25 protein-coding genes are annotated in these 23,552 nt (G+C 62.1%); 7 read left to right on the forward strand and 18 right to left on the reverse strand.

Going from position 1 to position 23,552, the window contains the following annotated elements; translation table 11 throughout:
* Nucleotides 1–72: 72 nt before the first annotated feature.
* Nucleotides 73–681 (forward strand): TetR/AcrR family transcriptional regulator, encoded by a 609-nt coding sequence (locus AAGQ88_RS18355; protein WP_285425888.1) that lies wholly within the window; start codon nt 73–75, stop codon nt 679–681.
* Nucleotides 682–683: 2 nt separating this feature from the next.
* Here the strand turns inward: AAGQ88_RS18355 and AAGQ88_RS18360 are convergent, their stop codons facing one another.
* Entirely contained in the window at nt 684–1,076 is a 393-nt protein-coding gene (locus AAGQ88_RS18360; protein ID WP_093459541.1) for a response regulator, read from the reverse strand.
* Between the two features lie 610 nt (nt 1,077–1,686).
* On the opposite strand from AAGQ88_RS18360, the gene AAGQ88_RS18365 reads away from it, so the two are divergent.
* From AAGQ88_RS18365 to AAGQ88_RS18380, 4 genes are all read left to right on the forward strand, one after another.
* On the forward strand, nt 1,687–3,318 hold the full coding sequence (locus tag AAGQ88_RS18365) for a methyl-accepting chemotaxis protein (protein ID WP_342653192.1): 1,632 nt from the start codon (nt 1,687–1,689) through the stop codon (nt 3,316–3,318).
* A 141-nt stretch (nt 3,319–3,459) separates the two neighbouring features.
* Entirely contained in the window at nt 3,460–4,347 is an 888-nt protein-coding gene (locus AAGQ88_RS18370) for an urea transporter (protein WP_342653193.1), read from the forward strand.
* A gap of 45 nt (nt 4,348–4,392) precedes the next feature.
* Nucleotides 4,393–5,283 (forward strand): ion transporter, encoded by an 891-nt coding sequence (locus AAGQ88_RS18375; RefSeq protein WP_285425885.1) that lies wholly within the window; start codon nt 4,393–4,395, stop codon nt 5,281–5,283.
* Between the two features lie 101 nt (nt 5,284–5,384).
* Nucleotides 5,385–6,383 (forward strand): sulfate ABC transporter substrate-binding protein, encoded by a 999-nt coding sequence (locus tag AAGQ88_RS18380; RefSeq protein WP_093459552.1) that lies wholly within the window; start codon nt 5,385–5,387, stop codon nt 6,381–6,383.
* A gap of 55 nt (nt 6,384–6,438) precedes the next feature.
* Here AAGQ88_RS18380 and AAGQ88_RS18385 read toward each other — a convergent pair whose 3' ends face one another.
* The 10 genes from AAGQ88_RS18385 to ccmA form a co-directional block, all read right to left on the reverse strand.
* Nucleotides 6,439–6,852: a hypothetical protein gene (locus AAGQ88_RS18385; protein WP_342653194.1), complete on the reverse strand. Its 414-nt coding sequence runs from the start codon at nt 6,850–6,852 to the stop codon at nt 6,439–6,441.
* A 27-nt stretch (nt 6,853–6,879) separates the two neighbouring features.
* A complete protein-coding gene (ccmI, locus tag AAGQ88_RS18390; protein WP_342653195.1) occupies nt 6,880–8,085 on the reverse strand; it encodes a c-type cytochrome biogenesis protein CcmI in 1,206 nt (401 codons plus the stop codon).
* The gene (locus AAGQ88_RS18395; RefSeq protein WP_342653196.1) at nt 8,082–8,555 is read right to left on the reverse strand and encodes a cytochrome c-type biogenesis protein; all 474 of its coding nucleotides are present in this window, start codon (nt 8,553–8,555) and stop codon (nt 8,082–8,084) included. The genes ccmI and AAGQ88_RS18395 overlap by 4 nt, the downstream gene beginning before the upstream one ends.
* Nucleotides 8,556–8,767: 212 nt before the next feature.
* Complete coding sequence (locus AAGQ88_RS18400; RefSeq protein WP_342653197.1) at nt 8,768–9,304, reverse strand: DsbE family thiol:disulfide interchange protein; 537 nt, start codon at nt 9,302–9,304, stop codon at nt 8,768–8,770.
* Nucleotides 9,301–11,274, reverse strand: a complete 1,974-nt coding sequence (locus tag AAGQ88_RS18405) for a heme lyase CcmF/NrfE family subunit (protein ID WP_342653198.1) — start codon at nt 11,272–11,274, stop codon at nt 9,301–9,303. Before AAGQ88_RS18405 ends, AAGQ88_RS18400 begins: the two co-directional genes overlap by 4 nt.
* A gap of 3 nt (nt 11,275–11,277) precedes the next feature.
* Nucleotides 11,278–11,757: a cytochrome c maturation protein CcmE gene (ccmE, locus tag AAGQ88_RS18410; protein ID WP_093459566.1), complete on the reverse strand. Its 480-nt coding sequence runs from the start codon at nt 11,755–11,757 to the stop codon at nt 11,278–11,280.
* Nucleotides 11,754–11,930: a heme exporter protein CcmD gene (ccmD, locus tag AAGQ88_RS18415; protein ID WP_093459569.1), complete on the reverse strand. Its 177-nt coding sequence runs from the start codon at nt 11,928–11,930 to the stop codon at nt 11,754–11,756. Before ccmD ends, ccmE begins: the two co-directional genes overlap by 4 nt.
* Entirely contained in the window at nt 11,927–12,700 is a 774-nt protein-coding gene (locus AAGQ88_RS18420) for a heme ABC transporter permease (protein WP_342655839.1), read from the reverse strand. The genes ccmD and AAGQ88_RS18420 overlap by 4 nt, the downstream gene beginning before the upstream one ends.
* Before the next feature lie 131 nt (nt 12,701–12,831).
* Complete coding sequence (gene ccmB, locus AAGQ88_RS18425; RefSeq protein ID WP_285425988.1) at nt 12,832–13,503, reverse strand: heme exporter protein CcmB; 672 nt, start codon at nt 13,501–13,503, stop codon at nt 12,832–12,834.
* Nucleotides 13,500–14,135, reverse strand: coding sequence for a cytochrome c biogenesis heme-transporting ATPase CcmA (gene ccmA, locus AAGQ88_RS18430; RefSeq protein WP_285425880.1), 636 nt, complete (start codon nt 14,133–14,135; stop codon nt 13,500–13,502). Before ccmA ends, ccmB begins: the two co-directional genes overlap by 4 nt.
* 181 nt (nt 14,136–14,316) lie before the next feature.
* Here ccmA and AAGQ88_RS18435 point away from each other — a divergent pair, with 181 nt between their 5' ends.
* Nucleotides 14,317–15,945: a flagellar hook-length control protein FliK gene (locus AAGQ88_RS18435; protein ID WP_342653199.1), complete on the forward strand. Its 1,629-nt coding sequence runs from the start codon at nt 14,317–14,319 to the stop codon at nt 15,943–15,945.
* Nucleotides 15,945–16,271 carry an EscU/YscU/HrcU family type III secretion system export apparatus switch protein gene (locus tag AAGQ88_RS18440; protein WP_093459578.1) on the forward strand — a complete coding sequence of 109 codons (327 nt, stop codon included), beginning with the start codon at nt 15,945–15,947 and terminating at the stop codon, nt 16,269–16,271. Before AAGQ88_RS18435 ends, AAGQ88_RS18440 begins: the two co-directional genes overlap by 1 nt.
* A 1,424-nt stretch (nt 16,272–17,695) precedes the next feature.
* On the opposite strand, the gene AAGQ88_RS18445 is transcribed toward AAGQ88_RS18440, so the two are convergent.
* The 7 genes from AAGQ88_RS18445 to AAGQ88_RS18475 all read right to left on the reverse strand — a co-directional run bounded on the left by AAGQ88_RS18445 (nt 17,696) and on the right by AAGQ88_RS18475 (nt 23,350).
* Entirely contained in the window at nt 17,696–18,091 is a 396-nt protein-coding gene (locus tag AAGQ88_RS18445; protein ID WP_342653200.1) for a DUF2802 domain-containing protein, read from the reverse strand.
* Complete coding sequence (locus AAGQ88_RS18450; protein ID WP_065987319.1) at nt 18,092–18,571, reverse strand: chemotaxis protein CheW; 480 nt, start codon at nt 18,569–18,571, stop codon at nt 18,092–18,094.
* A 72-nt stretch (nt 18,572–18,643) separates the two neighbouring features.
* Nucleotides 18,644–19,618 carry a chemotaxis protein CheW gene (locus AAGQ88_RS18455; protein WP_342653201.1) on the reverse strand — a complete coding sequence of 325 codons (975 nt, stop codon included), beginning with the start codon at nt 19,616–19,618 and terminating at the stop codon, nt 18,644–18,646.
* A gap of 114 nt (nt 19,619–19,732) precedes the next feature.
* Nucleotides 19,733–20,521 carry a ParA family protein gene (locus AAGQ88_RS18460; RefSeq protein WP_093459587.1) on the reverse strand — a complete coding sequence of 263 codons (789 nt, stop codon included), beginning with the start codon at nt 20,519–20,521 and terminating at the stop codon, nt 19,733–19,735.
* A gap of 42 nt (nt 20,522–20,563) precedes the next feature.
* On the reverse strand, nt 20,564–21,445 hold the full coding sequence (motD, locus tag AAGQ88_RS18465; RefSeq protein WP_093459590.1) for a flagellar motor protein MotD: 882 nt from the start codon (nt 21,443–21,445) through the stop codon (nt 20,564–20,566).
* A 7-nt stretch (nt 21,446–21,452) separates the two neighbouring features.
* Nucleotides 21,453–22,193, reverse strand: coding sequence for a flagellar motor protein (locus AAGQ88_RS18470; RefSeq protein ID WP_093459593.1), 741 nt, complete (start codon nt 22,191–22,193; stop codon nt 21,453–21,455).
* On the reverse strand, nt 22,193–23,350 hold the full coding sequence (locus AAGQ88_RS18475; RefSeq protein ID WP_342653202.1) for a chemotaxis response regulator protein-glutamate methylesterase: 1,158 nt from the start codon (nt 23,348–23,350) through the stop codon (nt 22,193–22,195). The genes AAGQ88_RS18470 and AAGQ88_RS18475 overlap by 1 nt, the downstream gene beginning before the upstream one ends.
* Nucleotides 23,351–23,552: the final 202 nt, after the last annotated feature.

Raw genomic sequence — 23,552 nt, forward strand, 5'->3', positions numbered from 1 at the left:
CACCATGTTGAGCCTGTCGCAAGGCCGGTGCTACCATTCGCCACCGCCGAGCAGGCAAGGAAATACCGGTTTATGAGCAGCATCCGCGAGCGCAACAAAGAACTGATACTGCGCGCAGCCAGTGAAGAATTCGCCGATAAAGGGTTCGCCGCCAGCAAAACCAGCGACATCGCAGCCAAGGCCGGTGTGCCCAAGCCTAACGTCTATTACTACTTCAAATCGAAGGAAAACCTCTACCGCGAGGTGCTCGAAAGCATCATCGAGCCCATCCTGCAGGCGTCGACGCCGTTCAATCGCGAGGGGGTTCCCGCCGAGGTGCTCAGCGGCTACATCCGCTCGAAGATCCGCATCTCCCGGGAATTACCGTTCGCCTCCAAAGTGTTCGCCAGTGAGATCATGCACGGCGCACCGCACCTGACGCCGGAGCAAGTCGAGCAGCTCAACGGCCAGGCGCGGCACAACATCGATTGCATTCAAGGTTGGATCGATGACGGTCTGATCGCCCCGCTCGATCCTCATCACCTGATGTTCAGCATCTGGGCCGCCACTCAGACTTATGCCGATTTCGACTGGCAGATCTCGACGGTAACCGGCAAGGCCAGGCTGGACGACGCCGATTACGAGGCGGCTGCGCAGACGATCATTCGTCTGGTGCTCAAAGGCTGCGAGCCGGATCGCTGAGCTCAGGCAACGCTTCCAGTCTGCAGCGCCGTGTCGACGCCATCGAGCAACTGACCGAAACTCCAGGGTTTGCGAATAAACGTGACTTTGTGCGTGACGCCCGAACTTTCCGGCGTCTCGTGACCCGACATGATCAGGATCGGAATCTGCGGCCACTTGTCGCCCGACAGGTTGGCCAGGTCGGCACCGTTGAGCGTGCCAGGCATCAGGATGTCGGTCAGCAGCAGAGACACTCTGTCTGCATGATCGTCCAGGAATTTCGCGGCCTCATCGGCGCTTTCCAGCGCATGGGTCGAAAAGCCCTCGTCACCCAGAATCTCGCAAACGAAATCGCGAATGATCGACTCATCTTCGACCACTAGAATGAGTCCTTTATGTTGTCCGTCTACTGCCATTTTCGCCACATCCACAGTAATTTTTCCCATTGCCTGCCCGGCCGGCCCTGTCCTGGACTCGGGTATTGTCCGTACTGTGAACTGCGCGAGCGCCGGAAATTCCATCCAGTGATGACATTTGGTCGAAACGGTTGTAACAGAGGCGTCAGGACAAGACGGACGGGCTTTTCCTGCGGGCATAAAAAAACCCGCCGAAGCGGGTTTTGCAACACCGTCCAACTTCCTGTTGGCCGCCAATGCCTGGCAACGGTCGATCGTCCCTGATCCTGCAGCCTTCCGTTGCTGCAGTTGATGGATCCAATGTACCGCTGCGACGGGATCCAACCTAGAGCAAAAATCTCCACTTCGTGTAAGCCTTTGGCTATGCGTGATATTAATCTGACGTCATTTTTACAACACGCCTGTGTTGGATAGGACCAGGCCTACAGACGCACGTATAAATCCCTGCGTCGCTCTCAGGTTTATCCCGCTCAAGCCGAGATCATTTAAGACAGCCCCACTTCGTTGCATGGATTCACTGTGCAGATCCGCTGTGGCAGATTCGCTGTGTGCAGCCGTTCCGCCGAACGGCCAGCCGACATAACAAGAACAAAAGAACGGAGTGACGGGTATGAATATGCGCAATCTCTCGATCAGCCGGCGTCTGTGGCTGATCCTCATCGTCGCTGTGTTGATGCTGTTCACGCTGGCCGCGGCCATGCTCAAGCAAATCCATGACGATCTCTACGACGCCAAGGCGCAAAAAACCATGCATGTGGTGCAGACCGCCGCCGGTCTGCTCGACTACTACCATGGGCTGGAAAGCGCCGGGACTCTCAGCCGCGAGCAAGCGCAACAACAGGCGATGGATGCCATCCGCGGGCTGCGCTACAACCAGACCGACTATTTCTGGATCAACGATTTGCGTCCGGTGATGATCATGCATCCGGCCAACCCAAAGCTGGTCGGTCAGGACCTTTCCGGCGTGAAGGACCCCGACGGTTTCCAGGTTTTCAATGAGATGGTCACGCTGGCCAAAGCCAAAGGCGCCGGCATGGTCAACTACCGTTGGCCGAAGCCGGGCGCCAGCGATGCCGTACAGAAGACGTCTTACATTACTTTGTTCACGCCCTGGGGCTGGATCATCGGTTCCGGCGTCTATGTCGATGACGTGCAGGCCGAGTTTCGCCAGCAGGTGATCAAGGCGCTGTCGATCAGCGCCGGCATTATTCTGGTGATGGCGCTGCTGCTGATCCTGATCGGCCGCAGCATTGCCGGTCCGCTGAAAACCACTGTCGAGGCCATGGCCAGTATCGCCAGTGGCGAGAGCGATCTGACGCGCAGCCTTGAAACCCACGGCAATGATGAAGTGACCCAGCTTGCCCGCCATTTCAACGCCTTCACCGCCAAGCTGCGTCGGGTCGTCAGCGAGCTGCAACGGTCTGCCGTCGGGCTGGGTGAAGCCAGCAGTGAGCTGGGCAGCAATGCCATACAGGCGCAGGAACGCAGTCATCAGCAGTCCTTGCAGATGGAACAGGTGGCGACCGCCGTCAATGAAGTGACCTACGGCGTGCAGGATGTGGCGAAGAACGCCGAGCATGCCGCCAGCGAAATGCGCAATGCTGAGTCTCAGGCGCAGCAAGGCCAGGCCAACATCGACAGCAGCCTCAAGCAGATCGACCATCTCTCCGGCACGATCGATCAGGCCGTGGAGGTGATCCGCACGCTGGCCAGCGAAAGCACGCAGATCGGCGGTGTGCTTGATGTCATCAGTTCGATTGCCGAGCAGACCAACCTGCTCGCCCTCAACGCGGCCATCGAAGCGGCCAGGGCGGGCGATCAGGGCCGGGGCTTCGCCGTGGTGGCCGATGAGGTGCGCATGCTGGCCCAGCGCACGCAAAAATCCACTGCCGAAATCCAGGCCATGATCGAGCGCCTGCAACGCCACTCGGACGCCGCCGTAAAAGTGATCGGCGACAGCAGTCGCTCGTCACAACTGACGATCGAACAAGCCCACCTGGCCGGACAGAGCCTGACTTCGATCAGTCAGGCCCTGCGCAACCTCAACGGCCTGAACGCCTCGATCGCCAGCGCTACGCTGCAGCAGTCCCATGTGGTCGAAGACATCAACCAGAACGTCACCCAGGCGGCGCAACTCTCGCAGAGCACGGCAATCGCCGCCGAGCAGTCGAGCGCCGCCAGCAGTCAGCTCAAAGGGTTGAGCGAACAGTTGAACGGCCTGCTGCGGCAGTTCAGGGTCTGACGCACGCTGCAATTGAGGGCGCCGAAACGTCGGCGCCCACGACTGGCTCGGCTCGACATGGCGGTTAGCCTCGGCATGTCTTGAAAGTCCATCGACACCAAGCCAATATGTATACAATAAATATAGTTATTGAATACATACATGCCAGCCAACCACTCTCTGCCTTCTTCATCCCACTGCCACGACTGGGCCGAAGCGCTGCTCAATGGCTTCAGTCAGGTACTGCTGCAACGTCATCCGGTGTGCGGTTTGTTGTGCCTGCTGGCGATCCTGATCAGTGCGCCCTCCTCCCTCGGCGGCGCGCTGTTGGGGGCGGTCGCGGGCTTGCTGACGGCGCAGCGACGTGGCTACGCAAAGCTTGAGCGCCAGTCGGGCGTGTACAGCTATAACGGCGTGCTGATCGGCCTGTTGATCTGCTATCGCTTCGAGTGGTCGCCCCTGTTGCCGCTGCTGATCATGGCCTGCGGCGGAGCCAGCGCGATGCTCATGCATGCCTGGCTGCAGCGCACACCGCGGCCCTCGTGCCTGAAGGCATACACCGCGCCCTTCGTGCTGTTCAGCTGGGGGCTGCTGGGGTTTGCCGACCCGGTGCCGACGACCCGCCCTGTCGACATGGACCTCATCCAGGCGTTGCCACTGGGCTTGGGGCAAGTTTTTCTGTTGGATCATCCCTTGGCGGGCGTGCTGATCGGTCTGGGTCTGCTGCTCGCCAACCGGACCGCAGCGCTGTGGGCACTGCTCGGTTGCGCCAGCGGCATCGCCTTCGCGCTCTGGCAGCACGAGACCGATTCAGCACTGCTGGGCCTCTCTGGCTACAACCCCGCGCTGGCGGCCCTGGCGTTCAGTCACCAGCGGCATAAACCGTGGATGCCGGGCATCGCTGCAGGCCTGGCCATCCTGCTGCAACCCGGATTTACCGGACTGGGGCTTGCCGCCCTGACAGCGCCGTTCATTCTTGCCTGCTGGCTGGTGCAGGCGAGCGCGCGGATGCTGCAGCCATCGATCCTCGATCAGCGGTTGCGCTCCTGAGCGGTTTGTCCCAGGCTCAGCCGACCTTGCAAGCGGAACCCTCCCATGGACAGCCATACTGACCTGCGCGAACAATTGCGCATCATCGTCTTTCAGAGCGACACGAAGCCCGGCCGACGCTTCGATAAAATCCTGTTGGTGATCATCCTCTGCAGCCTGCTGGTGGCGATCATCGACAGCATCGAAAGGGTTCATCGCGATTACGGCGATATCCTGGCGTGGGTCGAATGGGGTTTCACGGCGATTTTCGCCCTCGAGTACCTGGTGCGCCTGTACTGTTCGCCGCAGCCGTTGAAGTACGCCTTCAGCTTTTACGGCCTGATCGACCTGCTGGCGATTGTGCCGGGCATCCTGGCGATCTATTACAGCGACGCGCAGTATCTGCTGATCGTGCGCGTGGTGCGGATGCTGCGGATCTTCCGCGTGCTCAAGCTCAGTCCGTATCTGAAGCAGGCCAATTACCTGCTCGCCGCCCTGCGCGGCAGCAAACAGAAGATCATCGTGTTCCTGGTGACCGTGTCGACGCTGGTGATTGTCTTCGGCACGCTGATGTACGTCATCGAAGGCCCGCAGCACGGCTTCACCAGCATTCCCAAAGGCATCTACTGGGCTATCGTCACGCTGACCACGGTCGGCTTTGGCGACATCGTCCCGAAGACGCCCGTGGGGCAGATTCTGTCGTCGCTGGTGATGATCACCGGTTATTCGATCATCGCCGTGCCAACGGGTATTTTTACCGCCGAACTGGCCAACGCCATGCGCGGTGACGCGTTGCAGCACGATTGCCCGGTCTGCGCCAAAAGCAACCACGAACAGAGCGCCGCGTTCTGCTCCCGCTGCGGCAATGCGCTGTTCCCAAAAGTCGACTCCATTGCAGCCACCGCCCCAGGCGCAATCCCAAGCCCAACCGGTGGCAAGCCGGACATAAGCACATGAGTTTTTAATCTATAAGCGCTTAAAGGTTTTCGTTATAGTCGCGGCCATTAGCCATCGCTTTCATCATAAGAATAACTCTACTCACGACAAAGGAATTCGCAGTGAACAGACTCTTCGCCGCCTCTCTGCTGGCCGCTGGCATGGCCTTCGGCAGCGCCGCTCATGCCGCGCCCGAATTGCTCAACGTCTCGTACGACGTGATGCGCGACTTCTACAAGGATTACAACGCCGCCTTCCAGAAACACTGGCAGGCCGAGCACAAGGAAGACGTCGCGCTGAAAATGTCGTTCGGTGGCTCGAGCAAGCAGGCGCGCTCGGTCATCGACGGCCTCCAGGCAGACGTGATCACCATGAACATGGCGACGGACATCAACGCGCTGGCCGACAACGGCAAGCTGGTGCCTGACAACTGGGTCACCCGCCTGCCGAACAACAGCGCCCCGTTCACGTCCGCCACGGTGTTCATCGTGCGCAAGGGCAACCCGAAGGCTCTGAAGGACTGGCCGGACTTGATCAAAGACGGCGTCGAGGTAGTGGTGCCAAACCCGAAAACGTCCGGCAACGGCCGTTACACCTATCTGTCGGCGTGGGGCTATACGCTGAAGAACGGTGGCGATGAAGCGGCTGCCAAGAAGTTCGTCGGCGCGCTGTTCAGCCACGTGCCAGTGCTGGACACCGGTGGCCGTGGCGCGACCACGACGTTCATGACCAACCACATCGGCGACGTGCTGGTGACCTTTGAGAACGAAGCGGAAATGATTGCCCGCGAGTTCGGCCGCGATCAGTTCGAAGTGGTTTACCCAAGCGTCTCCGCCGAAGCCGAGCCGCCGGTGAGCGTGGTCGACAAGGTGGTCGACAAGAAAGGCACTCGCGCCCTGGCCGAGGACTACCTGAAATACCTGTGGTCGCCGGAAGGTCAGGAGATCGCGGCGGCCAACTACCTGCGTCCGAGAGACCCGGCGGTGCTGGCCAAGTACACCGACCGCTTCCCGAAAGTCGATTTCCTGTCGGTGGAGAAAACCTTCGGCGACTGGCGCACCGTGCAGAAGACCCATTTCATCGATGGCGGCGTGTTCGACCAGATCTACCCGGCCAAATAAGCCACGGCAGACACCAGAACGGCGACCTGAAGAGGTCGCCGTTTTTCGTTGTGGCTCAATTACCGAATTGTCTGCTCAAGCCTGGCGGAACGCCGCTCGAATCGGTTTCCTGCCACGGGCCGCTGGGCGATGTGGACCAGGTCCAGCCGTTGTTCCAGCGATAGTACGTGCGCTGGCGGTAGAAGGTGTTCGGCACATTATCCAGCACGTGCACGCCAAGTCTGGCATCCCAGTGGCTGTTGCCGCCGGGCGGCGGGGCAAAGTTGGCGGAGGTTTTCGGACCCGACGGAATCGGCGCCGAGGGCGGCGTCTGCGGCGTGGTGCGCGGGGTTCCAGGCTGTGGCGTCGGCGACGGTCCGGGAATGGTCGGGATCGGTTCCGAACTCTGTGGCCCCGGATGCTGCACCGCACAGGCTGCGGTCAATCCCACCACCAGACTCAACAGGGCAAAACGTGCGACGCGATACATAAGGCTCTCTACTCGCTGCTTGATCGGCTATTGATCGGGGCTGTCGATGGTCAAGGCCTGGCGCGCGGTCACGTTGCTGGGCAGCGGCTGACTGCGGCCGATCCACTCGCCGGAAGTGGGCTGACCTGCGCGGGAGACCCGAGCAACGAGTTGGACTTCCGGAAAGTTCGACAGTTTCAGCTGCGGCATCATCGCATCGGCATCGGTGAGCTCCACGTCCACCGGCAGGTCGGCGACCGTCACGCGCTTGACCGCCAGAGGTGCTGGCGGCCCGGACACCGCACGGGCGAAAATGAACACCGTGTCACTCGGCTGGACGTTGCCGCTCAGCGCCGCAGACAGGCTGACGCGCACGCGCAGGCGTGCCTGTTGAGCCGTCGCCAGCGGCGCCTCCGCAGGCGTGCCGCCGCTCTGCACCAGCTTGTCGCTCGCCCGGGCGATGCCGCCTTCCAGGGCCGACCGCGAAGGATCGTTCGCCGGCAAGACCGCCAACAGACGCTTCCAGTAATCCATCGCCGCCTGATAGTGCTGCCCTTCGAACGCGTTGATGCCCATCAGGCCCAGACTGGTGACCTCCTTGGCATCGAGTTTCAGCGCCTCATCCGCCAGCGCCTGAATCTGCGGCGTCCAGGCCTTGTTGCCGGCAAAGTACAGCGCCTGCGCCCATTGACCGAGCAACTCGGGCTGACGTCCGGCCAGCGCCACTGCGCGCTCGAACATCGCCGCCGCGTCGGCAGGACGGTCCTGCGCCATATAAGTACGGGCGAGGAAATAAATGCTCTCGGCCGAATCCGGCTGAGCCTTGACCGCACGCTCCAGACGATTGGTCATCTGCGCCAGTGAGCCCGGTGGTTGCGCAAACTCGCGCGTCAACTCGACCTTGTCGGCGGCCCCGAAATGCAGGTACAGCGCCAGCGCCAACACGGGGACCAGTACCGCGGCCAGCACCGGCAAAGGCTTGCCCAGCTTTGAAACGCGTTCAGCCTCGCCACCTTCCGTGTCAGCCAACAACTCGCGCGCCGCTTCGGCACGGCCGCTGTCCATCTGCGCGGCAGACAGCACGCCTTCCTGCTGCTGCGTCTGCAGCTCGGCCAGGCGCTCCTGGTACAGCGCGACATTGAGGGCGGTGCGGTCTTCTTCGCTTTGCGCGCGGCGTCCACGCACGACAGGAATCAGCAGGAAACTCAGGGCAACCAGCAACAGCAGGCCGGCGGCTAGCCAGAAATCGATCATTCGCGGTTTTTATCCAACAGGTGGGCGAGGCGCTGACGCTCCTCGTCGGAAAGCACATCGTCACTGTCGTCGCGCTGACGACGACGGCGGGCAACGATCACGCCGATCAACAGCACGCCGCCCAGCAACAGTCCGGCCGGACCGAACCAGAGCAGCCAGGTGTGTGCGTTGAGCTCGGGTTTGTAACGCACGAACTCGCCATAACGATCGACCATGAAGTCGATGATCTGCTGATTGCTCTGACCTTCACCGAGCATGCGATAGATCTCTTTACGCAGATCGGCGGCGATGGGCGCGTTAGAGTCGGCGATGTCCTGGTTCTGGCATTTCGGGCAGCGCAATTCGCGGGTCAGCTCGGCGTATCGCGCGCGCTCGGCTTCGTCCTTGAAGGTGTAGGCGTCGATGGCGGCGTGAGCGATGCCCAGGCTGCCCAACGACAGCAGCGCCGCCGCGAAAAAGCGACGACTCACTCGAGCCACCCGCCCCACGAACCACCGCGCAATCGGCACAGCCGAGCTTGCTCGCGATGAGGTGTGTGCAGCCTTTCGCGGTGCAGCGTAAGTGCCTGCGTCGGGCTGAACAGGTCGAACATTGCCGCAAGTTCCGGGCTGGACAGATATCCCTGTAGGAGCCGAGCTTGCTCGCGATGAGGCCAGTGATGTCACCGCCGCGCGTGGGCCATTCATTGTTTGCCCTCGTCGACCAGTCCTTGATACAGGCTGGCCAGTTTTTCGCGCCAGACCGTGTCGTCGATCACCCCGACGTGCTTGTAACGAATGATGCCCTTGCTGTCGATCAGGAAGGTTTCCGGGGCGCCGTACACTCCCAGGTTCAGACCCAGACTGCCGGCTTCATCATTGATGTTGAGCTGGTACGGGTCATGAAAATCCTGCAGCCACTTCAATGCATCGGCGTTGACGTCCTTGTAGTTGACGCCGTAGATGACCACGCCTTGCCCGGCAAGTCGGGTCAACACCGGATGCTCGACGCGGCAGGCGACGCACCAGGTGCCCCAGACGTTGACCAGTGCCGGCTTGCCCAACAGGTCAGCGCGGGTCAGCGGCTTGCCCCCTTGCACGGCAGGCAAGGCGAACTCGGGGAACGGCTTGTCGATCAGCGCCGAGGGCAGTAAATCAGGCTGAAGAAACAGCCCCTTGTAAAGAATGCCCGCCATGCCCAGGAACAGCACCAGCGGAATCAGCAACACCCAACGCTTCATACCGCGGCCCCCGACAGGCCCAAGGCGTCACGCACTCGGGTTCTGACCTTGACCCTGTAACGCTTGTCCAGCGCCGCCAACAGGCCGCCCAACGCGGTGATCAAGCCACCGAACCAGATCCAGCGCACGAACGGTTTGACGTGAACACGCACCGCCCACGCGCCGTTTTCCAGCGGCTCGCCCATCGCGACGTACAGATCACGGGTAAAACCGGCGTCGATGCCGGCCTCGGTCATCATCGAGCGCTGCACGGTGTACAGGCGTTTTTCCGGATGCAGCACAGTGATTTCCTTACCGTCTTCGAGCACACGAATGGTGCCTTCGTCAGAGGTGAAATTGGGGCCCTGAATGTGTCGGGCACCTTCGAAGACGAATTGATAGCCACCCAGTTCGACGGATTCACCGGGCGCCAGACGCAAGTCGCGCTCGGCACTGTTCTGGCTCGACAGCACCACGCCCAAGGCCACGACGGCGATGCCGATGTGCGCCAGTTGCATGCCCCAGTAGCTGCGGGTCAGCGAGCGCATGCCTTTGAGCAGACCTTTGTGGCGGGTCTTGTCGAGCAAGTCGCGCACACCGGCCAGCAACACCCACGCCGCCAGCAGGAACGTCGCGACGACGGCCCAGTGGAAATCGGCCATGGCAAAGCCTGCGACGACCGCCAGCACTGCGCTGCCGACCAGTACCGGCGCAAGCATGCTCATCAGCCACTTCACCGGCGTGTCTTTCCAGCGCACCAGTACACCCACCGCCATCACCGCCATGAGCAGGCCCATCAGCGGCACGAACAGCGCGTTGAAATACGGCGGGCCCACCGACATTTTCGCCCCGCTCAGGGCATCCAGTACCAGCGGATAAAGCGTGCCGAGCAGAATCATCGAGGCAGCGACCACCAGCACCAGATTGTTGCCCAGCAGCAGGGTTTCCCGAGACCACAGGCTGAAACCGACGTGGCTCTTCACCACTGGCGCGCGAATCGCGAACAGGGTCAGTGAGCCGCCGACGACCATTAACAGAAACACCAGAATGAACACGCCGCGTGCCGGATCCGACGCAAACGCATGCACCGACGTCAGCACGCCGGAGCGCACCAGGAACGTGCCAAGCAGGCTCAAGGAAAACGCCGCGATGGCCAACAACACGGTCCAGCTTTTGAACACGCCGCGCTTTTCGGTGACCGCCAGCGAGTGAATCAGCGCGGTGCCGACCAGCCAGGGCATGAACGAGGCGTTTTCCACCGGGTCCCAGAACCACCAGCCGCCCCAGCCCAATTCGTAATACGCCCACCAGGATCCCAGGGTGATGCCAAAACCCAGGAATGCCCACGCGATGATTGTCCAGGGACGCGACCAGCGCGCCCATGCCGCATCCAGACGCCCACCGAGCAAGGCGGCAATCGCGAAAGCGAAGGCCACCGAGAAGCCCACGTAACCCATGTACAGCATCGGCGGGTGAATGATCAGCCCCGGGTCCTGAAGCAACGGGTTGAGGTCGCGCCCGTCCTGCGGCACCTGCGGCAGGATGCGGCTGAAGGGGTTGGAGGTCAGGATCAGGAACAGCAGGAAGCCGATGCTGATCATGCCCATGACCGCCAGCACGCGGGCCAGCATGATTTGCGGCAGTTGTCGCGAGAACACCGACACCGCGAAGGTCCAGCCGCCGAGGATCAGCGCCCACAGCAGCAAGGAGCCCTCATGCGCGCCCCAGACGGCGCTGAATTTGTAGTACCACGGCAGGGCGCTGTTGGAGTTTTCGGCGATATAGGCCACCGAGAAATCATCGACCATGAACGAGTACGCGAGGCTGCCGAAAGCGAACAGCAAAAAGGCGAACTGCCCCCACGCTGCCGGCTGAGCCAGGCTCATCCACAGACGATCGCCGCGCCAGGCGCCGAGCAACGGCACCACGGCCTGCACTAAGGCAAAGCACAGCGCCAGGATCATGGCCAGATGACCGAGTTCGGGAATCATGGCTTACCCCTGCTTTTCTGGCTGCGCCGCGGGCGAGGCGGATGCGCCCGGCGCCGGCTGGCCGCTGTCTTTGAGCGCCTTGGTCACTTCAGGCGGCATGTATTTCTCGTCGTGTTTGGCCAGCACTTCATCGGCCACCACCACGCCATCGGCATTGAGTTTGCCCAGCGCGACGATGCCCTGCCCTTCGCGGAACAGGTCCGGCAGAATGCCGCGATAGGTGATGGTCACCGACTTGTTGAAATCGGTGACGACGAACGTCACGTCCAGCGAGTCCGCCGAGCGTTGCAGCGAGCCCTTCTCGACCATGCCGCCGGCGCGGATGCGGGTGTCATGAGGTGCCTCGCCGCCCGCGATCTGGGTCGGCGTGTAAAACAGGTTGATGTTCTCTTGCAAAGCGCTGAGCGCCAGAGTGACCGCAATACCGACCCCGGCGAGTATCGCCACGATGATCAACAGGCGCTTTTTCCGCAGCGGATTCACGTATTGCTCTCCCGGCGCAAACGACGCGCCTCTTGTTGCAGGTAACGCCGACGCGCCAACAGCGGTGACAGAACGTTGATGACCAGCACCGCCATGCAGATGCCGTAAGCGGTCCAGACGAACAGCCCATGTTTGCCCATGGCCAGAAAGTCGCCAAAAGACGCAAAGCTCATCGCACGCCTCCACGGCCGGGCGCACGCCCCAGGCTCTTCAAGACTTCGTCCTTGACCCAACTGGCGCGAGACTCGCGCTTGAGAACCTCCAGGCGCATCCGCAGCAGCAGGACGGCGCCGAAGAAGCAATAAAAGCCCAGCGCGGTGAACAGCAACGGCAGCCACATTTCAGCGGGCATGGCCGGTTTTTCGGTCAGGCTGAACGTTGCGCCCTGATGCAGCGTGTTCCACCACTGGACCGAGTATTTGATGATCGGGATGTTGATGACGCCGACAATCGCCAACACCGCGCAGGCCTTGGCGGCGCTGTCGCGATTGGTGATGGCGTTACCCAGGGCGATCAGGCCGAAGTACAGGAACAGCAGGATCAGCATGGAAGTCAGCCTTGCGTCCCACACCCACCATGAACCCCATGTGGGCTTGCCCCAGATCGCGCCCGTGACCAGCGCCACGGCCGTCATCCACGCGCCGATGGGCGCTGCGCACTGCAACGCGACATCGGCCATCTTCATCTTCCAGACCAGCCCGACGACGCCGCAGACGGCCAGCATCACGTAGCAGGACTGAGCCAGCATCGCCGACGGAACATGGATGTAGATGATGCGGAAACTGTTGCCTTGCTGGTAATCCGGCGGGGCGAATGCCAAGCCCCAGACCACGCCGATGCCGATCAGCACCGCGGCGGCGATACTCAACCATGGCAACAGACGACCGCTGATGCCGTAGAACCATTTCGGCGATCCAAGTTTGTGGAACCAGGCCCAACTCATGCCGCTTTTAGCCTTGGCGCTTGTGTTCATCACGCTGCCTTTTCATCACGGTGTGCTTTATGACCAGGCGCTTCTTATCACTGAAGCGTCCAGGGCCGACCTCAAAAAACTGTCCGAACGGTCAAGCCCGATTATTCGCCAACGCTGATTTTCAGGCCAGCAGCTATTGCAAAAGGTGTAAGGGTTACCGCCAGAGCCGTCAGGCTGCCAAGCCAAAGCAGATAGCCGGTCGCAGGCATGCCCTCAAGTGCAGCCTGAAGGGCGCCGCTGCCCAGAATCAGCACCGGGATGTACAGCGGCAGAATCAACAACGCCAGCAGCAGACCGCCGCGTTTGAGTCCCACTGTCAGCGCTGCGCCGACGGCGCCCAGCAGACTGAGCACCGGCGTGCCCAGCAGCAGTGACAGCAACAGCACCGGCAGACACGCGCTCGGCAGACCCAGCATCAACGCGAGCACCGGTGCCAGCAACACCAGTGCAAGCCCGGAGAACGCCCAGTGCGCCAGCACTTTGGCCAGCACCAGCAAGGACAAAGGGTGCGACGAAAGCACCCACTGTTCAAGTGAACCGTCTTCAAAATCACTGCGAAACAGCCCGTCCAGTGACAACAGGACCGACAACAGCGCGGCGACCCACACCAGACCCGGCGACAGGCGCTGCAGCAGTTGCGTTTCAGGGCCCACTGCCAAAGGGAACAGCGCGATGACGATGGCGAAGAATACCAGTGGATTGAGCAGCTCGGCCGGGCGCCGGAACAGCAAGCGGGCCTCGCGGGCGATCAGCAGCGTGAACACATGACTCATACGGCCCATTGCCCCAGGTCCAGATCCCGATAACCGGCCGGTTTGCGGGTCAGCGTGTGGTGAGTGGTCAGCACCACGGCCCCGCCCTTCTCGCAGTGCCCGGCCAGATGTTCTTCAAGCTGGGCGACTCCTTGCTTGTCCAGCGCGGTGAACGGCTCGTCGAGCATCCACAATCCGGGGCCCGGCAGATAGAGCCGCGCCAGCGCCACGCGGCGACGCTGGCCGGCTGACAGCGTGTGGCACGGCACGTCTTCGAATCCGCGCAGTCCAACCGCTTCGAGGGCCCGCCAGATGTCGTCGGTGTCGACCGCGCGGTGCAGGGCGCAGAGCCATAGAAGGTTCTCGACCGGTGTCAGCAGGTCTTTGATGCCCGCGGCGTGACCGATCCACAGCAGGTTGCGCGTCAGTTCGCCGCGTTGCTCGCCAAGGGGCCTGCCATCGAGCAGAACCTCGCCGGCGGTGGGCGGCATCAGGCCGCACAGCAGGCGCAACAGGCTCGTCTTGCCGCTGCCGTTCGGGCCGCTGACCTGCACCATGTCACCCGCCGTCAAGCGCAGCTCGAGATGCTCGAACAGCAGCCGCCAGTCTCGCTCGCACGCAAGCGCCACGGCTTCTAAAACGGGGATCGACATGTGGACCTTCTTTTCGGATAGCAGGTGTGCACGGCGGTTCAAGTCAGGGTCGCGGCGGCCGTTATACTGATGCAGCTTAACGGTAGCCCGCCGATGACGTCGGCGCGGGATTATACATGTCAGGAACGCTGACGCCGCCTGACCAGGCCGCCAGAGCGCAAATTTATCGAGTCAGGATCCGATGACAGGCGACATACCCCATCTCTCTCCAGTAGCAGCCGCCACGGCCTTGTTGCGCGCGGGCGTTCCGGCCGGCGAGGTGCTCAAGCTGATGGAGCCGCGCGAAGGCCTGCTGAATTCGGGACAGGTCGCCAACGCCGAGGTGGTGAGCCTCAAGCAGCAGGGTCAGGACTTCCAGTTGCTGCTCAAGCTGACGATGGACAACGGACGGCAGACCACCCTCCCGGTCAGCAGCTCATTACCGTTGACGCCGGGCACCAACGTCAACGTCGCCCAAGGCTCGGCCGACACGCTGACCATCAGCGTGCAGGACCTGCAGAAAGCCGTCACCAACAGCCTGACGAGCATCGACACCCGTCAGCTGCCGGCCGGCACGTTGCTGCAAGGCAAGGTGCTGACCACGCAAGTGGCTGCGCAGAACGTCGCACAACTGACCGGCCAGACATCTGCTGGCGGCGCTGCGCAGCCAGCCGGTTATCGTTCCATCGTCATGCTGCTCAACACCGCGCTGGCTGGCAGCAGCCTGACCATCGACAGCCCGCAGCCATTGCGCGTGGGCAGCCTGCTCAGCGCGCAGGTGCAGAGCAGTCAGGCGCTCAATTTCGTAGCGCTGCCCAACCGCCTCGATGAACTGGCGCTGGCGCAGCAACTGTCGACACAGCAAAGCCGTCAGGGGTCGCTGCAAAGCCTGCTGACCGCGCTGCAAAATCTGCCGTCGCCGGCCAGTGGCGGAGCCGACAACCTCACACCGGCGCTGCGTGCGAGCATCGAGCAACTGCTGGCTGACTTGCCCGATCTGACGCAGATGACCAGCGCCAAGGGCGTCGCCCAGGCCTTGAGCGCCAGCGGGCTTTTTATGGAGTCGCGGTTGCTCGCGGGGATGAACCCGACGCTGGTGCCGGACATGAAGGCCAACCTGCTGAGGCTGATCACCCAGATCCTCCCCGGCCTGCCGAACAACGCCAGCTATGACGCCGCTGCCGCCGCGAATACCCTGGCGCGCGCCATGCCCAGCGTCATCCGCAATGCGCTGGGGACCCTTGGCCTGGTCGCCGCGCCGACTCAGCCGACCAATTTCCCGCTACCGGCGCGTACACTGGGCAGCCCGCAGGACAAGGACGATCTGGAAACGCTGTTGAAACTGGCGGCCGGCGCCATTTCGCGTCTGCAGAGCCATCAACTGGGCGGGCTTGAGCAGACGCGCACCCATGCCGATGGCACGCAGGTGACGACCTGGCAGCTGGAAATCCCGATGCGCAATGCCCATGACATCGTGCCGCTGCAAGTGAAGGTCCAGCGCGAGGAAAAACCTGAAACCGACGACCACGCACAGGGCGCCCATGCTGAGCAGCGCGAGAAGGAAAAACTGTGGCGGGTCGAACTGGCATTCGATCTCGAACCGCTCGGCCCGCTGCAAGTGCAGGCCCAACTGATCGCAGGGAACATCGCCAGTCAGTTGTGGGCCGAGCGCGAAGGCAGCGCCGAGCTGATCGCCGGCGAGCTGGACAACCTGCGCGCACGCCTGGTGGCGTGCGGCCTGAACGTCAAGGAACTGGAATGCAACCGCGGCACCCCGCCACAAGGGCCGCGAACGGTGCTGGAACAACGCTGGATCGACGAGAACGCCTGATGAGCACACCCGAACACACCCCGCGTCAGGCCATCGCGCTCAGCTACGACGGCCAGCAAGCACCAACCCTGACCGCCAAGGGCGATGACACGCTGGCGGAAGCGATTCTGGCCATTGCGCGGGAGTACAAAGTCCCGATCTACGAAAACGCCGAACTGGTGAAAATGCTCGCGCGCCTTGAGCTGGGCGACAGCATTCCGCAAGAGCTGTACCTGACGATTGCCGAAATCATCGCGTTCGCCTGGCACCTGAAGGGCAAATTCCCCACAGGCTTCGACCCGAATCCGCCGCCAGTGGAAAGAGACATCACCCCCGGGCGAAACTGACCCGCCATCGCGCGCAAGTGCGCGCCTGCCAGCGGACACCGGCTTTTTCGTGAATAGATTCGCGCCTACGGGGATTTGTGGCGATGGCAGGTTGCGAGCCGAGCACAAAATCCGTGGAAGCGAGCTTGTTCGCGAACGCTATATTCCGGCCACTGGAAAGTGCAGCGGATGTACGGGCCTCTTCGTGAGCAAGCTCACTCCCACCTGAAAAGCGGCGTCAACTCAGACGGTGTCCACACACAAAACCTGCGGGAGCGAGCTTGCTCGCGAAAACTTGATGCACTACCCGTAGGAGCGTGGCTTGTCCCGCGATCGGCGACGCAGTCGTCGTGAATCCGGGCTATGCGGTCTGCCTGATGTACCGCGTCATCCGATTCTGCTGCCGCTGCGCGCCAGATCGCGGGCAAGCCACGCTCCTACATGGGATTTGTGGCGTTGCCAGGACTGTGTCGAGCACAAAACTCGAGGGCCGATTGTCAGGCGTCTCTCCGGCGAACATATCGGCCCCATCGTGAGCAAGCTCACTCCCACCTGAAAACGGCGTCGACTTATACGGTATCCACGCACAAAACCTGCGGGAGCGAGCTTGCTCGCGAAAGCTATATTCCGGTCACTAAAAGTGCAGCGGATGTACGGGCCTCTTCGTGAGCAAGCTCACTCCCACCTGAGAACGGCGTCAACTCATACGGTGTCCACACACAAAACCTGCGGGAGCGAGCTTGATCGCGAACGCTATATTCCGGCCACTGAAAGTGCAGCGGATGTACGGACCTCTTCGTGAGCAAGCTCACTCCCACATGGGCATTGCGGCAGGCCGTGGTCTCGTGCCAGGCACCTGACCGGGCGAGCTTGCTCGCGAAAGCTTGATGCACTACCCGTAGGAGCGTGGCTTGTCCCGCGATCGGCGACACAGTCGTCGTAAAGCCCGGCCATGCAGTCTGCCCGACATACCGCGTCATCCGATTCCGCTGCCGCTGCGCGCCAGATCGCGGGCAAGCGCGCTCCTACAAGGGATTCGTGGCGTTGCCAGGACTGTGTCGAGCACAGAACTCGAGGGCCGATTGTCAGGCGTCTCTCCGGCGAACATATCGGCCCCATCGTGAGCAAGCTCACTCCCACCTGAAAAACGGCGTCAACTCATACGGTGTCCACACACAAAACCCGTGAGAGCGAGCTTGCTCGCGAACGCTATATTCCGGCCACTGAAAGTGCAGAAGACTGACTTCCAGCCGCTGCATCTCTAACGGATGCACCGCCCTCTTCCCGGCTAAAGTTGGTCCTACAGACTCTGCAAGCTTTTCGTAGGACCGGCTTTAGCCGGGAAGGCGTCGGGTGTAAAGCCATTAATCGGAAGGGCTTTAACGGCAGTTGACTGACCCCCACCGCGAGGCAGGATCAGAGGGCGGCAGGTGATGCCGCCCTCTTCAGTTATGCCCGTGCAACTTGCTCATCAACTGTGCTTCGGCCTGGGTCAGGCCGCAGGACTGCGTGAGTTCGTCGACGCTGGCGCCCATGCTGACCAGGCGTGCGGCCTGGGCGAAGGACAGTGTGGAAGGGTCGCGCTGCTCCAGCGCGGTGATCTTGTCCGGCAGCGGCGAGACGATGGAGCGCAGCTCATGCAGGTCTTCGCCCATTTTCACCGTGCCACCCTGATAATGCTCAAGGCGACGGGCAAGTTCGCGAATGCGCTGGTCACGCAGCGAATCAGCTTCAAGCTGCTGCGTGGCCAGTGTGCGCTGGCGTTTGGTGTAGGCCATGAACATCGCGACGCTCGCGACCCACAATACCGCCAGAAAAATTACCGCAACCTCAAGGATCAATCAGATGTTCTCCAGCTCGGACCACTCTTCCTCGGACATCATTTTGTCCAGTTCCACGAGGATCAGCAGCTCGCCGTTCTTGTTGCAGACGCCCTGGATGAACTTGGCGGACTCGTCGTTGCCGACGTTTGGCGCCGTTTCCACTTCCGACTGACGCAGATAAACCACTTCAGCCACGCTGTCGACCAGGATCCCAACCACTTGCTTATCGGCCTCGATGATCACGATACGCGTGTTGTCGCTGACTTCAACCGGTGGCAGACCAAAGCGCTGACGGGTGTCGATGACCGTGACGACATTACCGCGCAGGTTGATGATGCCCAGCACGTAGCTTGGCGCGCCCGGGACCGGAGCGATCTCGGTGTAGCGCAGCACTTCCTGAACCTGCATCACGTTGATGCCATACGACTCGTTGTCCAGGCGGAAGGTGACCCATTGCAGAATCGGATCTTCGGAACCCTGTGCTGACGACTTCTTCATACCCCTAACCCCTTGCGTGTTGTGCTGTAAGGACGACGCGATCAGCGCCGGCCTGTGTTTAGTTGAAGCTGTTTATTTGCGTGATTGCATCTGCTTGACCGCGCCGCTGGCAATCAGCTCGGCCAGTTCGGAAACGTCCAGCAGCGCACACATGTGCTCGATCACCGTCCCGGCAAGCCAGGGCCGCTGACCGCGTTGAGTGCGCCATTTGATTTCGTTCGGGTCCAGGCGCAGCGAACGGCTGACCTGATGCACCGCCAGTCCCCACTCATAGCCCTGCACCGAAATCACGTATTGCAGGCCCTGGCGGAAGTCGTCGCGATAGCGGTCTGGCATGATCCAGCGCGCGGTGTCCAGCACCTTGAGGTTGCCGGCCTGGCTGGGCAGGATCCCGAGAAACCAGTCCGGCTGACCGAAGAGCGGCGTCAGGTCATGCCCGGCCAGCGGGTAGATCGAGCCCAGGCACACCAGCGGCACCGCAAGCGTCAAGCCGGCGACATCGAACAGCAGGCATTCGAACGGCTCATCCGCCCATGCCGGACGCTCGTCCGAGGTCGGCGGCGGGGTCGGCGTGCGCTGTGCCGGCAGGTGCACATCGGCCACTGGCTCCACCAGCGCCACCGCAGATTCGGCAACCAGAGCTTCCGGCAAAGGCGCCTCAACCACGGGCGCTTCAATCACAGGCGGCGCGATCACCGGCGGCAACAAGACCGGTTTTTCCAGCACGCGAGCGGCCACCGGTTCGGCCACGACCGCAGGACGACTCACAGGCGCCGCAACAGCCGGTGCTTCCTGGGGCGTAAACGCCAGCGACACCGGCGCCGGACGCGACATCGGCGGCTGAACCACCGGCGCAGCAGCCTTCACCGCCTCGGCGACAGCCGTGCGCATGCGTTCATCGTGGGCCTGCTCTTCGAGCACGGCTGCTTGAAACTCATCAATGCTCTCGACGACCTGCAATTCCTCGGTCGCGTCCTGCAGCAACGCGTCGAGGTAATTCTGCAGCGCCAGTTGTGGTCGTGATGCGATGTCCAGAGGGCGGTTCATACGGGAGCCCGAAAATAAGTGATGCGATTACCGCCTGAACCAGATATCGGCTGCAGGGTCAGCCGACTTGAGCGCGCAGGCGCTTTGCTCGGGAATATACGATCAGCGGACACCTCAGGCCACCTGCCCGACGAGTTGCTCGGTGAGCATGTGCTTGAGCAACGTCCGGTAGGCCAGCACTCCACGACTCTTGTTGTCGTACTGCGACGGGGTGACCCCGGCACGGCTGGCGTCGCGCAGCCGGGTATCGACCGGAATGAACGCCTTCCAGACATGCTCCGGATAGCTGTCGCGCAGCAACTTGAGGGTGCTCATCGAGGCCTGAGTGCGGCGGTCGAACAGCGTCGGCACGATGGTGTACGGCAACGGCACCTTGCGCGAGCGGTTGATCATCGCCAGCGTGTTGACCATTCGCTCCAGGCCTTTCACCGCCAGGAATTCGGTCTGCACCGGGATCGCCAACTGCTGACTCGCCGCCAGCGCATTGACCATCAGCACGCCCAGCAACGGCGGGCTGTCGATGATCGCGTAATCGAAGTCCTGCCACAGTTGCGCCAGGCTCTTGGCAATCACCAGGCCAAGGCCGCTCTGCCCCGGCGACTGGCGCTCGAGCGTGGCCAGCGCGGTGCTGGACGGCAACAGAGAAATACGTTGATCGCTGGTCGGCAGCAACAGTTGACCCGGCAGCCCGTCGGGCACCGAGCCCTTGTGCAGGAACAGGTCGAAACAGCTGTGCTCCAGCGCATCGGGATCATGGCCGAAATAGCTGGTCATCGAACCATGCGGGTCGAGGTCAACGACGACCACGCGCTTGCCCGCCTCGGCCAGCAGACCGGCTAGGGCGATTGAGGTGGTGGTCTTGCCGACCCCGCCTTTCTGATTGGCTACTGCCCAGACTCTCATGTGTTCGTATTCCCCCCGACCATGATGATGACCGAGACCGATTTAAGGGGCAGGTGACGAAGATTTGACGCCTTGCGGCGGTTTGGCTGGGACAGGTGCAGTTTGTGTGCCAGCACGGCGCAACGCCGCATCGGGTTTTGCATTGGCCGCAGTGCCGGACCCGGTCAGGCTGCGGCGCACGTCCAGATTGCGCGAGATCACCAGCACGACACGGCGATTGCGCGCGCGGCCATCGGCGGTCGCATTGGAAGTCAGCGGCTGGAATTCGCCATAACCGACCGAAGCCATGCGCACCGGGTTGATCCCGTCCATGGCCAGCATGCGCACAATGCTCGATGCCCGCGCCGACGACAGTTCCCAGTTGCTCGGATACTGCGCCGAGTTGATCGGCTGGTCGTCGGTGAAGCCCTCGACGTGGATCGGGTTGTCGAACGGCTTGATGATTTTGGACACCTTGTCGATCAGGTCGAACGCCTGATTGCTCGGCATGGCATCGCCGCTGCCGAACAGCAGGCTGGAATTGAGCTCGATCTCGATCCACAGCTCATTGCCGCGCACGGTCATCTGCTTCGAAGCGATCAGATCACCGAACGCTGCATTGACGTCGTCGGCGATGGATTTCAGCGGGTCTTGAGCGCCCTGCCCCAGCGCCGCATCGGTCTGTTCGCTGTCTTGCACCAGCGGATCGGCAGGACGCACGGTCTGCGGTTTCTGCTCGCCGATCGGGATGGGTTTCACGCTGCGCTCGGCTTCGTTGAACACGCCGACCAGCGCCTCGGACAGCACTTTGTACTTGCCTTCGTTCAGCGAGGAGATGGAGTACATGACCACGAAAAACGCGAACAGCAAGGTGATGAAGTCCGCATAGGACACCAGCCAGCGCTCGTGATTTTCGTGTTCTTCGTGGCGACGTCGACGGGCCATCAGTCCATCACTCCATGAAGCCTTGCAGCTTCAGTTCGATCGAACGCGGGTTCTCACCTTCGGCGATGGACAGCAGCCCTTCGAGCAGCATTTCGCGATAGCGCGACTGGCGCAGGGCAACGGCCTTGAGCTTGTTGGCGACCGGCAGCAGGATGAGGTTGGCCGAAGCCACGCCGTAGATGGTGGCGACGAACGCTACGGCGATGCCGCTGCCCAGTTGATTCGGGTCGGCCAGGTTGCCCATGACATGAATAAGGCCCATCACCGCACCGATGATGCCCACGGTCGGCGCATAGCCGCCCATGCTTTCGTAGACTTTCGCGGCCTGAATGTCGCGGCTTTCCTGGGTCATGAAGTCCACCTCCAGAATGCTGCGAATGGCCTCAGGCTCAGCACCGTCGACCAGCAATTGCAGGCCTTTGCGCGAGTAGGCATCAGGCTCGCTGTCCGCGACCGACTCAAGGCCCAGCAGGCCTTCCTTGCGCGCGGTCAGGCTCCACGACACGACACGGTCGATGCCACCGGCCAGATCGATGCGCGGCGGAAACAGAATCCAGATGAAGATCTGGATCGCCCGCTTGAACGCGCTCATCGGCGTTTGCAGCAGACACGCCGCCAGCGTTCCGCCGAGCACGATCAGTGCAGCAGGCCCGTTCAGCAAGGCGCCGAGATGACCGCCTTCCAGAAAGTTGCCGCCGATGATGGCGACGAAGGCCAGAATGATCCCTATGAGCGTCAAAACATCCATCAGACACAGGCCTCGACCAGATGGCGCCCGATATCGTCCAGGCTGTAGACGGCGTCAGCCAGGTCGGCCTTGACGATGGCCATCGGCATGCCATAGATGACGCAACTGGCTTCGTCCTGCGCCCAGATGTGACTGCCACCCTGCTTGAGCAGACGCGCGCCTTCGCGACCGTCCGCGCCCATGCCGGTGAGGACCACGGCGAGCACTTTATCGCCGTAGGACTTGGCCGCCGATCCGAAGGTGATGTCCACGCAGGGTTTGTAGTTCAGGCGTTCGTCACCGGGCAGGATTTTCACCGCCCCGCGACCGTCGACCATCATCTGCTTGCCACCGGGGGCGAGCAACGCAAGGCCCGGACGCAGAATGTCGCCGTCTTCCGCTTCTTTGACGCTGATCCGGCAGAGCTTGTCCAGACGCTCGGCGAACGCCTTGGTGAACGCTGCGGGCATGTGCTGGATGAGCACGATCGGAGCCGGGAAATTGGCGGGCAATTGAGTGAGCACGCGTTGCAGCGCGACCGGGCCACCGGTCGAGGTGCCGATCGCGACCAGTTTGTAGGCCTTGCGCTTGGGCGCAGGCGACGCCGGGGCATGATGCCCGGCTGAATGACCAGTGGGAGACGTGCGCGCTGGCGCAGGCGCCGGGCGCGCGGCAGGCGTCGGCGCGGCGTGAGTCGTGCGCGGTGCCGTGGAGGTCGGCGCGGGCGTCGGCGTCGGGGCTGGCGCCGCTGCGCTGCTGCCCAATCCGCTGAAACGACGGTTGCTGCGGGAGATGCTGTGCACCTTTTCGCACAGCATCTGCTTGACCTTCTCGGGATTACGCGAGATGTCTTCGAAGTTTTTCGGCAGGAAATCCACGGCGCCGGCGTCGAGCGCATCGAGGGTGACACGGGCGCCTTCGTGGGTCAGCGATGAGAACATCAGAACCGGTGTCGGGCAGCGCTGCATGATGTGACGAACCGCGGTAATGCCATCCATCATCGGCATTTCGTAGTCCATGGTGATCACGTCAGGCTTGAGCGCCAGGGCCTGGTCAATGGCTTCCCTGCCATTGGTGGCCGTGCCGACCACTTGAATCGTGGAATCTGAAGAGAGAATTTCCGAGACGCGACGACGGAAAAAACCCGAATCGTCCACGACGAGAACCTTGACTGCCATAAACACTCCATTGGGCCCGCGCTACCCCGAGGGCTGGCGCGGCCTGAATCACATCGCTTGGGCCACAATTGGCGAGCGGCACCGACTTGCGGGACCCGGTCGGCATCGACTTGCAGGATCGACCCTTCCCGGCGGAAGCCGACCCTGCAACGTCACCCAACCGAATCGGTCCCGCCAGGTACCGCCACCCACGCCGGCCCCA

The organism is Pseudomonas sp. F3-2, from assembly GCF_038804275.1.
Taxonomy (GTDB): Bacteria; Pseudomonadota; Gammaproteobacteria; order Pseudomonadales; family Pseudomonadaceae; genus Aquipseudomonas.